General features: G+C 38.5%; 10 protein-coding genes. All 10 read left to right on the plus strand.

The features are described from left to right. Positions 1-13 precede the first annotated feature (13 nt). The 10 genes from DSM02_RS00975 to DSM02_RS01020 all read left to right on the plus strand — a co-directional run bounded on the left by DSM02_RS00975 (position 14) and on the right by DSM02_RS01020 (position 13,161). Positions 14-496, plus strand: a complete 483-nt coding sequence (locus tag DSM02_RS00975) for a lipocalin family protein (RefSeq protein ID WP_128763893.1) — start codon at positions 14-16, stop codon at positions 494-496. Positions 497-579: 83 nt separating this feature from the next. Next, a complete protein-coding gene (locus DSM02_RS00980) occupies positions 580-1,284 on the plus strand; it encodes an OmpA family protein (protein WP_128763894.1) in 705 nt (234 codons plus the stop codon). A gap of 104 nt (positions 1,285-1,388) precedes the next feature. Further along, entirely contained in the window at positions 1,389-2,510 is a 1,122-nt protein-coding gene (locus DSM02_RS00985) for an NAD(P)/FAD-dependent oxidoreductase (RefSeq protein WP_128763895.1), read from the plus strand. Next, positions 2,507-3,208 (plus strand): methyltransferase domain-containing protein, encoded by a 702-nt coding sequence (locus DSM02_RS00990; protein WP_128763896.1) that lies wholly within the window; start codon positions 2,507-2,509, stop codon positions 3,206-3,208. Before DSM02_RS00985 ends, DSM02_RS00990 begins: the two co-directional genes overlap by 4 nt. Continuing rightward, positions 3,184-4,251 (plus strand): type III polyketide synthase, encoded by a 1,068-nt coding sequence (locus DSM02_RS00995; RefSeq protein WP_128763897.1) that lies wholly within the window; start codon positions 3,184-3,186, stop codon positions 4,249-4,251. The genes DSM02_RS00990 and DSM02_RS00995 overlap by 25 nt, the downstream gene beginning before the upstream one ends. Continuing rightward, positions 4,245-5,054, plus strand: coding sequence for an SDR family oxidoreductase (locus DSM02_RS01000; protein ID WP_128763898.1), 810 nt, complete (start codon positions 4,245-4,247; stop codon positions 5,052-5,054). Before DSM02_RS00995 ends, DSM02_RS01000 begins: the two co-directional genes overlap by 7 nt. Positions 5,055-5,081: 27 nt before the next feature. Then, positions 5,082-6,101, plus strand: a complete 1,020-nt coding sequence (locus DSM02_RS01005) for a threonine aldolase family protein (protein ID WP_128763899.1) — start codon at positions 5,082-5,084, stop codon at positions 6,099-6,101. Between the two features lie 230 nt (positions 6,102-6,331). Next, positions 6,332-9,688 (plus strand): transglutaminase family protein, encoded by a 3,357-nt coding sequence (locus DSM02_RS01010; protein WP_128763900.1) that lies wholly within the window; start codon positions 6,332-6,334, stop codon positions 9,686-9,688. A gap of 18 nt (positions 9,689-9,706) precedes the next feature. Continuing rightward, positions 9,707-12,271 carry a circularly permuted type 2 ATP-grasp protein gene (locus DSM02_RS01015; protein ID WP_128763901.1) on the plus strand — a complete coding sequence of 855 codons (2,565 nt, stop codon included), beginning with the start codon at positions 9,707-9,709 and terminating at the stop codon, positions 12,269-12,271. After that, a complete protein-coding gene (locus DSM02_RS01020) occupies positions 12,271-13,161 on the plus strand; it encodes a transglutaminase family protein (RefSeq protein WP_128763902.1) in 891 nt (296 codons plus the stop codon). Before DSM02_RS01015 ends, DSM02_RS01020 begins: the two co-directional genes overlap by 1 nt. The last annotated feature ends 2 nt before the right edge of the window (positions 13,162-13,163 follow it).

Genomic DNA, 13,163 nt, shown 5'->3' on the forward strand with positions numbered 1-13,163 from the left:
ATTAAAAACAATTATGAAGCGTATACTAAGCGTACTTTTATTAAGCGTGTTTTTAGTTTCTTGCGGCACCAGTAAAGTGGTAAAAGAATCTAGAAAAACTCTTAAGGGATACTGGAATTTAGACAATATCAATTATAATAATGCTCCCGGTGTTTATGATGTGACTCTCTTTGGAGATGCATCTTCAGAATGCCTTGTGGGTAGTACCTGGAGATTCATACCAAATAACAACTTTGGTAATTACGAGATCGCTGATGGTAGCTGTACATTAGGAAAGCGTTATTTTGTGTGGAGTATTCCTGATCAAGAGGGTGCCACATCTTACGATATTCTTTTGAAACCAACAAATGAGAAGATGAAATCTACCATGAACAATGCAGGTTTTCGTTTAAATATCAATTATTTATCTGATAATGAATTGACATTTACTCAAACTGTTCAGGTTGATGGAAAACCGTTTACAATTGTGATGAATTTCTCTAAAATTTCAGAATAAATTAAACTAGAATATGCTTTCTATTTGAGCCTAAGGGCTTAATTTGAAGGCATATTTTAATTTTAAATCAAATAAAAACAATTATGAAAACTATACTTAAAAATGTTTCGGTATTGGCTATTGCCATTACAATGCTTACCGGTTGTGAAGCCACCAAAAATGCAAATAATCAGCAAAAAGGTTCTGTAATAGGTGCTGCAGGTGGTGCCATCTTAGGAGCTGTGATTGGTAATAATGTAGGTAAAAAAGGTGATGGTGGTGAGCTGGGTGCAGTTATAGGTGGTGTTGTAGGTGGTGCTGCCGGGAATGTTATCGGTAAAAAAATGGATAAGCAGGCACAACGTATTGAAGAAGAAATTCCAGGTGCTGAAGTAGAACGTGTGGATGATGGTATCGTTGTAAACTTTGATGAAAACAGTGGTGTTTACTTTGCTACAAATAAATATGATGTGAACTCAGCTTCTCAACAAACATTGAATGGTCTTGCAAAAGTAATGGCAGAATATCCTCAGACTAACGTATTAGTTGTAGGTCATACAGACAGTACGGGTTCTGCAGAATATAATATGACGCTTTCTAAAAACAGAGCTCAGGCTGTGACAAATTACTTATCTAGCCATGGTATTTCTGCTGGTAGATTTACCACGCAGTGGTATGGTGAAGAACAGCCAAAATATACTAATGAAACTGCAGAAGGACGTTCTAAAAACCGTCGTGTAACTTTAGCAATTGTTCCTAATCAAGAGATGGTGAACGAAGCTAAACAAGAGGCTGGTGAAGATCAATAAACTTTTTTTCCTTTTTTAGGAAGATTAATTGAGATGGAAAACTCCTTACAATATCAATTGTAAGGAGTTTTTTTGTGGGCTTTATTTAGTATCTTCAAACAGCTTTGAAAAAGAACTTAAATATAGCAATACTAGGCGGTGGTCTCGCTGGACTCACTGCGGCCATACACCTCAAAAAAGCCAAATATGATGTACAGGTTTTTGAGAAAGAAAGGTATCCTAAGCATAAAGTTTGTGGAGAATATCTTTCTAATGAGATAATTCCGTATTGGCAAAAACTGGGTGTTGACCCGTTTAATTGGGGAGCGGTTGAAATTTCAGAACTCCATTTTACTACATCTGAAGGGAAAAATATTAAAACTGCCTTGCCGCTCGGAGGTTTTGGGATCAGTAGATATATGTTAGATTCAAAAATGGCTGAAGTAGCTCAGGAAGCTGGTTGTAAATTCATTTTTAAAACTGTAGAATCTGTTGTTCTTGACGAAACTTTTACGATAAAAACACAGGATAACTCTCAGTATAAAGCAGATCTGGTCATAGGTTCTTTTGGTAAACGTTCTAACCTTGATATTTCGCTTTCCCGGAAATTCATGAAACAGAAAAGTCCGTGGTTAGGTGTGAAGATGCATTATAAGGCTAAAGTAAATTCACAAACTGTGCAGCTGCATAATTTTGAAGGAGGTTACTGTGGTATCTCTCAGGTTGAAGATAATAGTGTGAATGTTTGTTACCTCACGCATATGGATGCCTTTAAAAAATGGGGAAATCTCAATAATTTTCAGAATCAGGTGTTGAGGCAAAATCCATATTTAGATGCATTTTTTTCAGAAGCTACACCACTTTTTGAAAAACCCTTAAGCATCAGTCAGGTTTCTTTTCAGCAAAAACAGCTTGTGGAAAATCACGTTTTAATGTGCGGAGATAGCGCCGGGCTCATACATCCGCTTTGTGGTAACGGGATGGCGATGGCGGTTGTAGGAGCTAAAATACTTTCAGAATGTATTATAGAATACCAGCAAAGCAATCAAAACCGAAGCCAACTCGAAACTAATTATTCTAAAAAATGGAATGCAGAATTTACCGCCAGACTCAGAACCGGTCGTGTTTTGCAGCGTATCTTACTAAATAAAACAGCAACTAATTATTCCTTAAAAGCGCTACAAACGTTCCCAATTATGATGGATAAATTAATAGCTTCAACTCACGGAAAACCAGTTAGCTTTTGAAAACAAGAAGCCTTATTCCTGAGTTGATGGACGATCCTAAGTTAAATGAAGATCGCTTGCAGGCAGCACTGAAAGATGTGACCTTGGTAAATCGTTATTTGGGAGGTCAGCAGATTACCATAGATGGTATCAAACATTTTATATTTAAGTTTCCGCAGAAAAAATACAGCATAGTTGATCTGGGTTGTGGTGATGGCGCGATGCTTCGAAAAATAGCAGATTTTGCCCGGAAAAATAAGCTTGATTTTCAGCTTTTAGGATTGGATCTAAATGCAAAAAGTATTGCTTTAGCAAAATCTAAATCAGAAAATTATCCTGAAATAAAATATTCACAAAAAGACATCTTACAATTGAATCAAGACACCTTTAGTTGTGATATTATTACCTCGACGCTTACCATGCATCATTTTACAGATGTAGAGATTCAAACTTTTTTAATGCAGTTTTTATCTATTTCAAAACTGGGTGTCGTTATCAATGATTTACAACGCAGTCATGTTGCTTATGTTTTATTTAAAGCGTTTAGTGTGGTATTTATGAAAACACATATTGCACGACACGATGGTTTAATTTCTATCAAAAGAGCATTTACAAAAAACGAATTATTAACTTTTACCCAAAAGCTTCAGCTAGAGTCTTACAAATTAAAATGGCGCTGGGCTTTCCGATATTTATGGATTCTAGAAAAAAAGCAGTAAAGATAGCAGGAGTAGCTAAAGCAATACCACAATATCACCGGGAAACTCCAGATATTCTACCACTATTAGACGTTTGGCTTGCAGGTCAAGAAGAGCGATTTGTGCGCAAGGTTAAAAAGATTTTTACCAATGCAGCAGTAGATAAGCGCTACAGTATTATGGCTCCTGAAGAGGTTTTTACAGCAACTTCTTTTGAAGATAAAAATGATATTTACAGTCGTGAAGTCGTTAAATTGGGGGAGCAAGCTCTTACCGATGCTTTAAAGAAAACCGGTTGGGATGCGCAAAGTTTAGATTATATAATTACGGTGAGTTGTACCGGGATTATGATTCCTTCTCTGGATGCTTATCTCATTAATAAATTAAATTTAAGACAAGATATTACGCGACTTCCCGTTACTGAAATGGGTTGCGCAGCAGGCATTAGTGGTATTTTATATGCGAACGATTTTTTGAAAGCCAATTCAGGTAAGCGGGCAGCGGTTATCGCGGTTGAAAGTCCTACAGCTACTTTTCAGCTTAATGATTATTCAATGGCAAATGTGGTGAGCGCAGCGATTTTTGGTGATGGTGGTGCTTGTGTTTTACTCTCTTCTAAAGAAGAAGATCAAGGTCCGCAAATAGTTGATACCGGTATGTACCACTTTTTTGATGCTGAAGAAATGATGGGCTTTAGGTTGACGAATACCGGACTGAAAATGATTTTAGATCCCAGTGTGCCAGAGACGATCGCTTCAAACTTTCCAGACATTATTGACCCATTTTTAGAGCGAAATGGTATAACTATAGCAGATGTAAATAATCTGGTATTTCATCCCGGTGGAAAAAAAATTGTTCAGACCGTTGAAGAGCTTTTTGGCAAACGCGGAAAAAATATAGAGGATACTAAAGAAGTTTTAAGGCTTTATGGCAATATGAGCAGCGTAACCGTGTTGTATGTTTTGGAGCGGTTTTTAAATCGAAAAATTCCTGCAGAAGATTACGGATTGATGCTTAGTTTTGGTCCTGGCTTTTCGGCACAACGTATATTATTAAAATGGTAAATAACTTTGAATTTAATACAAAATCCGGTTCTAATTCCTGGGCACTTATACTGGGCGGAAGCAGTGGTTTGGGCTTTGCATCTGCTCAAAAGTTAGCAAAAAAGGGTTTAAATATCTGCATCATTCACCGCACGCGCCGAAGCAAACTCAGAGAATTTGAATCAATTTGCGAATCGTTAAGAAGTGATGGTGTTGAGGTAGCAGCATTCAATAAAGATGCGATGAGTGCAGATACTGTTGCAGAGCTGATTCAATTTTTTAAAGATAATAATGCTGAAATTTTAGTGCTTTTACACAGTATTGCAAAGGGGAATTTAAAACCTATCTATTCAGAAAAAGCAGAAGAAGCAACCTTGACCGGTAAAGACTTTTTACTAACTGCCGAAGCTATGGCGGTAAGTTTATACGACTGGGCAAGCGCTTTCGCGAAAGCAAAACTATTTAAGGAAAACGGGAGAATTCTCACATTTACCAGTGAGGGCAGTACAAAACCTTTACCCAATTACGCAGCAGTTTCAGCAGCAAAAGCCGCGCTGGAAGCCATTGTAAGAAGTCTGGCATTTGAGCTAGCACCCTTAAAGATAACTGCAAATTGTATACAAGCAGGAGTAACAGATACTGAGAGTTTACAACTTATACCAGGTAGTGCCGTTTTAATAGAACAAGCTTTATCACGCAACCCCCAAAAAAGATTAACGACTGCTCAAGATGTGGCTAACGTGGTGTATTTATTGAGCAAGCCCGAAGCGAGCTGGATAAATGGAGCTGTAATTCCGGTAGATGGCGGAGAACATTTGAGATAATTTACAACCAATTAATAGAGTTCAATAATGAAGATTGATTTACGTAGTGATACCGTTACAAAACCAACCCCAGGAATGTTAGATGCGATGATGAACGCAGAAGTGGGTGATGATGTATATAAAGAAGATCCCAGTGTCAATAAACTGGAAAAACACATAGCAGAACTTTTTGGGATGGATTCTGCCTTGTATTTCCCTACTGGAAGTATGACCAATCAAGCTGCAATTAAGATTCATACGCAACCTGGCGAACAATTAATCGCAGATAAATTTGCACATGTTTACAACTATGAAGGCGGTGGTGTCTCGTTTAACAGTGGTGTTTCGTGTAAATTAATAGATGGGCACCGTGGTATGATTACGGCAGATCAGGTTGAAGAACAGATCAATCCGCCAGATTTTTATCACAGTCCCTTAACTTCTTTAGTTTGTTTAGAGAATACTACCAACAAAGGCGGTGGAGCTTGTTATGATTTTAGAGAAATACTTAAAATAAGAAAAGTGTGTGATGACCACGGCTTAGGACTTCATTTAGATGGAGCTCGTTTATGGAACGCACTTGTTGTTACTGATGAGTCTCCTAAAGATTATGGTGCTGCTTTTGATACCATTTCGGTGTGTTTGTCAAAAGGCTTAGGGGCGCCTATGGGTTCTGTACTTGTGGGTAAAAAGGAGTTTATGGATAAAGCTATGCGCGTACGTAAAGTGCTGGGAGGTGGTATGCGTCAGGTAGGTTTTGCTGCAGCTGCAGGACTTTATGCTTTAGAGTATCACTGGCAACATATGGAGGAAGATCACAAACGCGCTCAGGAGCTTTCAGTCGCTCTAAATCAAATTAACGATGTCGCGCATGTAGAACCAGTTGAGACTAATATTTTGATCTTTAAACTTCGTGCAGATGTTGATGAGGCTCAATTCATAACCAAGCTAAAAGATGCTGATATTCATATTAGCGCTTTAGGAAAAGGTAAACTGCGCATAGTAACGCATTATGATTACACTGCAGAAATGCATACTCATTTTTTAGAGTTTTTAAGTAAACTGTAGTTTACTAACAGCCTTTACTTAAAAGTCAACATCTTATCTTTTAGGATAAATATGATGTTTTGATTAATGAAATCAGGTTCAAACTCCTTTAAATTAGCGATTTTTTAAAAATTTAAGATTTAATAGGAGTTTTTGAAGCTTAGTGCTTGATTTTCTTTACGGTATGCTATCTTAGTGTATAGTTAACCCATTAGTGCTTTTGTTCTAAAAATATTCAAAACCAGTTCTTTATGGCTTTAAAAGTTGCGATCTCCCATAAAACGAAATATAAATATGACAAACGTATTTCGCTTTCTCCGCATATTTTCAGATTGCGTCCTGCACCACACAGTAGAACTCCTATTGAAGCGTATTCTTTAAAGATCACACCTGAAAATCATTTTTTTAACTGGCAACAGGACCCTTTTGGTAACTATCTGGCTCGTGTGGTTTTTCCTGAAAAGACAGACGAACTTTCTATAGATGTTGAAATATTAGCCGATTTAAAAACAATAAATCCGTTTGATTTTTTTGTTGAGGAAGCGGTTGAAGATTTTCCATTTAAATACAAAGAATCTTTAAAAAAGGAATTATTGCCGTATCTGGAAATTACAGATGACGGTCCGTTGCTTAAAGAGTTTCTAAAAACCATAGACGTTTCAGAACAGCTTACTATTTATTTTTTAATAGGTATCAATCGTCATATTAATGAATATTTAAATTATACCGTTCGTATGGAACCGGGGGTTCAAACCTGTGAAGAAACCCTAGATAAAAAATTAGGTTCTTGTCGGGATTTTGCTTGGTTATTGGTACAATCTCTACGGCATTTAGGTTTGGCAGCACGTTTTGTTTCGGGTTATTTAGTGCAATTAAAGTCTGATGAAAAATCCCTGGATGGTCCTTCTGGTCCAGAAGAAGATTTTACAGATTTGCATGCTTGGGCAGAAGTCTATATTCCCGGAGCAGGATGGATTGGGTTAGATTCTACTTCTGGTCTTTTAGCCGGAGAAGGGCATATTCCGCTAGCGTGTACGCCTTCGTTTGAAAGTGCAGCACCCGTAACTGGTTTTTCTGACCCTGCAGAAACGGAGTTTGAATTTGACAATTCGGTGACGCGTATTTTTGAATCTCCGCGTGTTACAAAACCCTATACAGAAAATCAGTGGAACGAGATTTATAATCTGGGTTTTGAAGTTGAAAAAGAATTACAAGCGGGTGATGTGCGTCTTACAATGGGAGGGGAGCCCACATTTGTATCTATTGATGATATGGAGTCTGAACAGTGGAATACCGCTGCAGACGGACCAGAAAAACGTAAACTTTCTGAAGATTTATCAATCCGACTATTACACAAATTTGCAAGCGGCGGAATGTTTCATCACGCTCAGGGGAAATGGTATCCCGGCGAACCTATTCCGCGTTGGTCTATAGGTATCCATTGGCGTAAAGATGGTTTACCGCTTTGGAAAGATGAAAGCCTTATGGCTTCTTTCAATAAAGAGTATGATTTAAAGGAAGGTATTTCTAAGAAGTTTCTACAAGAATTGGCAATTAATCTAGGGATTCGTCTGGAGTATATTATGCCCGCCTATGAAGATGTGTTCTATTTTATGTGGGAAGAGGGCAGGTTACCGGTAGATGTAGATCCTATGAAAGGAGATGATACGGTTACTTCGGTACGCAACCGCTTGAATAAAATATTAAAACAAGGACTAGATAAAAAGATAGGGCACGTTTTACCTTTAGCAAACATTCAAGGGAAATGGGTTACCAATCCGTGGAAATTTAGGCAAAATAATTTGTTTTTAATTCCGGGGAATTCACCTGTGGGGCTTCGGTTACCGCTCAATTCGTTAATTGAAGATCCTGAAGTGGCAACACAACCTATTGCAGACCCAGATCTTTTTGATAAGCGCAAGCCTTTTGGCCCCCACGGGGAAGCTTTAGAAAAACGTAAAGCTTCCGCCAAAGCGAAAACAAAAAACGGAAAGGTTGATTATAATGCCGATAAAAAAGAGAAAAATCCGTTTGCACGTACAGCAATTTGTGCTGAGGTTCGCGATAAAAAACTCTACCTGTTTTTACCGCCTTTAGACGATGCTGAAACATTTATAGATTTAATTGCATCTATAGAAGCTACTGCAAAACAACTGAATACACCTGTACTTATAGAAGGCTATGAACCTCCAAGAGACAATCGCTTAGAAGTATTGAAAGTAACACCAGATCCGGGTGTTATTGAGGTAAATGTGCACCCTGCTAAAAACTGGGATGAGCTTACTAAAAATACGTTAACGCTTTATGAAGAAGCAAAAAAGAGTCGTTTGGGTACCGAAAAGTTTATGCTTGATGGCAAACATACCGGCACCGGTGGAGGAAATCATGTGACTTTAGGAGGTGTTAGTCCGGCAGATAGTCCGTTACTGCGCAGACCAGATTTATTGCGCAGTTTATTAACCTTCTGGCAGCATCACCCGGGACTTTCCTATTTATTTTCCGGCGGATTTATAGGTTCTACCAGTCAGGCACCGCGTATTGATGAAGGAAGACAAGAAAATTTATACGAGTTGGAGATCGCTTTCAATCAAATTCCTGAAGATGAAGATGTGCCGTTTTGGTTAACCGATCGTTTGTTTAGACATTTATTAACCGATATAACCGGAAATACCCACCGTGCAGAATTTTGTATCGATAAATTATACAGTCCCGATTCTTCTTCTGGAAGATTGGGTATTTTAGAACTGAGAGCCTTTGATATGCCACCACATGCTCAAATGAGTTTGATGCAAATGTTACTGGTGCGTACATTGGTTTCCTGGTTTTGGAATGAGCCGTATAAGCATACATTAACCCGATGGGGAACACAGCTGCATGACAAATTTTTAATGGAGCATTATGTGCGGGAAGATATCAAAGATATTGTGGAGCAACTCAATGCAGCAGGATATCCATTCAAAGTAGATTGGTTTGATCCGTTCTTTGAGTTCCGTTTTCCATTGTATGGAATGGTAGCTATCAAAGATATGAATGTAGAATTGCGCGCTGCTATTGAACCATGGAATGTGCTGGGTGAAGAAATGACCGGTGGCGGAACTTCCCGTTACGTTGATTCTTCATTAGAGCGTGTGCAAATTAAAGTTTCAAACTTTAATGACGAGCGATATGTTCTCACGTGTAACGGTGTCAAAGTACAATTGAGTAATACGGGTGTAAAAGGAGAGTATGTTGCAGGAGTACGTTACAAAGCCTGGCAACCTTGGTCTGCACTGCACCCTACCATTCCGGTAGACACACCGTTGGTTTTTGATATTGTAGATTTATGGAATCAACGTTCTATAGGAGGTTGTACCTATTTTGTATCGCATCCGGGAGGACGTTCATATGAGACGCATCCTATTAATAGTCTGGAAGCAGAGTCTAGAAGAATTAATCGCTTCTGGGATATGGGGCATACTCAAGGTAATTTGGTCTATACTGAAAAAGAACCTGATAGTAGATTGGTAGGGCGTTCATTAAAATCCACAACTTCAGAAAAAACATTTAATTTTAAAGAGATTCCGGTAAATCCAGAATTTCCACATTTACTAGATTTACGGAAGAAATAATTATTTACAACCCTGAATATGACGGTGGCTACTAATGCTTGGTTTACTAAGTATTTTACAGACTATACCTACGATGAGATGTTTACTCCAGATCTTAGCGTTAAAGAAGACTGGCAAGAACTTTTAGAGAATTTTAAGCGCATAGGTATTGACGGTTTAACGCAGCGGCAGAATGATATCAACTGGCTGCTGGAGGAAAACGGGGTAACGTATAATGTTTATAACGATCCTAATGGCCTCAATAGACCTTGGAACCTCAATGTCGTGCCTTTTATTTTACAATCTGAAGAATGGCGACAAATAGAAAAAGGATTGAAACAACGTGCACACCTCTTAGATTTAGTTCTTAAAGATATTTATGGGGAGCGAAGACTCATCAAAGAAGGTATTGTACCGCATGAAGTGATATATGGTCACAGAGGTTTCTTGAGACAGTGTGATAAAATCAACTATAAAATAGATAAGCATTTGTTGCTCTATGCTGCAGATCTTGCGCGGGGTAGTGATGGTAGAATGTGGGTGGTAAATGATCGTTCTCAGGCACCTTCTGGAATGGGGTATGCCTTAGAAAATAGAGCTACAGCAAACCGTGTTCTCGCAGATGTTTTTGCCGATATGAATATCAAGCGCCTTTCAGAGTTCTTTAAAGAGTTTAATGAGTTTCTTTTAGAGGTGTCTCCAGAGAAAATAGAAAATCCCAATATTGTAATTCTTACACCGGGTTCACATAACGAGACTTATTTTGAACACGCTTATTTAGCCTCATTTCTAGGATATCCATTAGTGCAAGGGAATGATCTGGTAGTGCGAGATGGGTTCTTATTTATGAAATCGCTTAAAGGATTAAAACGCGTACACGTTGTGTTGCGTCGTGTAGATGATGTGTTTACAGATCCGCTTGAATTGCGTGAAGATTCGCATTTAGGAGTAGCCGGATTATTGGATGTAGTAAGAAGACAAAATGTAGCTGTGGTAAACCCTATTGGAAGTGGAGTTTTAGAAAACCCTGGATTGATTCCTTTTATGCCGGCTATTTGTAAATTCTTTTTAAATGAGCAATTGCAACTTCCACAGATTGCATCCTGGTGGTGTGGTCAGGAAAAGGAGAAGAAATACGTACTTGAAAATCTGTCTAATCTGGTTGTAAAACCCATAGACCGTACGAATAGAGAGCATATTCATTTTGGATCTCTGATGTCTGAACAAGAATTAGAAAATCTTAAGAAAGAAATAATTAAAAAGCCTTATCACTTTGTAGCTCAGGAGCGCATTAGTTTTTCTACCACTCCTAACTATAGCAAAGGCACTTTTGAACCCCGAAATATGGTTGCCCGCACATTTACTATGGCTGGTAAAAATGGTTATAATGTGATGCCGGGAGGTTTAGTTCGTGTCGCTCCAGAACGCGGAAAACTACGGGTTTCTAATCAGCGTGGAGGTACGAGTAAAGATTTTTGGATCATAGGTGATTCTAAAAATGAAGAGCGTCAAAACTATAGTTGGAACCGTAGGACTGCAGTTTCTGTGAGTGGTCTTGATGACCTTCCAAGTTTAACAGCTGAAAACCTGTATTGGGCAGGAAGATACGTGGGCCGTACATTGGTCAATGCACGTTTTTTAAGAATGGTGCTCAAGCAAATGAACGCTCCTGACACAGTAGCTAATCAGCAGGCGTGTTCTGTAAAAATGAATGTTCTGTATAAAGCGGTAACGCAAATGACGGGTACTTACCCCGGTTTTATGGATAAGGACAAAGCCGGGAATTTTGCGATTGATAATCCGTTGAAGGAAATTATCGCAGTTGTTCTTGATAAAAATAAACAGGGAAGTCTTGCTAACACCATGATGATGTTTAGCAATTCGTATTATTCAATAAGAAATTTATGGAGCAGTGACATGTGGCGTGTTTTTGAGAATATTCAAAAATTGTGGCGCAGTCTTGAGAATGAAAAAGATGTTACGGTAAACAAGATGATCAAAACCCTCAATCAGCTGATTACAAGACTGATTGCGTTTATGGGGCTTATTGAAGAAAGCATTATGGTAGAGCAAGGATTATTGCTTTACTTCATAGGTCTTCAGTTGGAACAAAGTATGCTCACGATTACAAAATGCCGTTCGTTACTGGTTATAAAACAATCTGGTCAAACCGAATACGAGGTTTTAGAATCCCTGTTGAGTAGCCACGAAAGTCTAAATATTTACAGATACAGTTACCGTTCTTTTATACGAGTAGAGCCGGTGATCAGTCTGCTTTTAATGGACTTGAAATACCCGAGATCGCTTACCTTTTTATTAGGTCGTTTGCAAAAAGATATCGCCAGATTACCCCATTCTAAAAAATCTGATACGCTGATGCAATACGAGAAGAACGTATTTGAAGCATTTTCCAGCCTGAGACTTGCTAACTCAGAAGAGCTTGCAGTAGTGGGGGGGGAGAACACTCTCATTCGGGAAGATCTTGATACATTATTAGAAAAACTAAGTGATTTGCTTTTTGAAACTTCTCAATCAATATCTAATACCTATTTCAACCATACCTATAAGCAAAGTCAATTAGTAGATCAAAACTTCCCCTTATAATGCTCTATTCTGTAACGCATACCACAAAATACGATTACGATGCTCCGGTAAGTTATTGCCATAATATAGCAGTACTTAAACCCAGAAGATCACTAGGGCAGGAGTTGCTCGAGTATAAAATGGTGGTCTCACCAGAAGCTGATGAAGTTTCTGAACGTGTAGATTTCTTCGGAAATTATATTACGCGTTTTTCTATTCAGAAAGAACACCGTCAATTGAAGGTTACAACAAAGAGCAGGCTACGTCGGGAATATGAGCAATTTAAAACAGATTTTAGATCTGATAAATGCGTGAAAATTACGCTGGAGCAGGCAAAAAATTCTCTATTGAAAACTGATGTAGAGATTCTTGAAGCCAAACAATTTGTACTTGAATCGATCTTTATAAAAAGGGCCAGCGCCGCAGTTGAAACATATGCCAGACAGAGTTTTAAACCCAATCGATCGGTTTTTGAAGCAGCAGAAGAATTGATGCAACGTATTTATACAGACTTTGATTTTGTCTCTGGTTTTACCAGTGTTTCAACACCCATAGATGAGGTGATGGAAGAACGCAAAGGGGTTTGTCAAGATTTTGCACAGATTGCTATAGCTTGTATAAGATCTATCGGTTTACCCGCGCGATATATAAGTGGATATATTGAAACCTTACCCCCTCCGGGACAAGAAAAACTGGTAGGAGCAGATGCCTCACACGCATGGTTTTCTATTTTTATTCCGGGTTTTGGATGGGTTGATTTTGACCCAACTAATAATCAAATCCCCGGAGATCAACACTTGGTTGTGGGGTGGGGAAGAGATTATTATGATGTACCTCCTTTAAAAGGTGTGGTATATGGTAGCGGAAAAAGCAAACTTGCGGTTGAGGTTGATATCGCACGAGTGATATAAAA

The organism is Leeuwenhoekiella polynyae (assembly GCF_004104075.1).
GTDB lineage: Bacteria > Bacteroidota > Bacteroidia > Flavobacteriales > Flavobacteriaceae > Leeuwenhoekiella > Leeuwenhoekiella polynyae.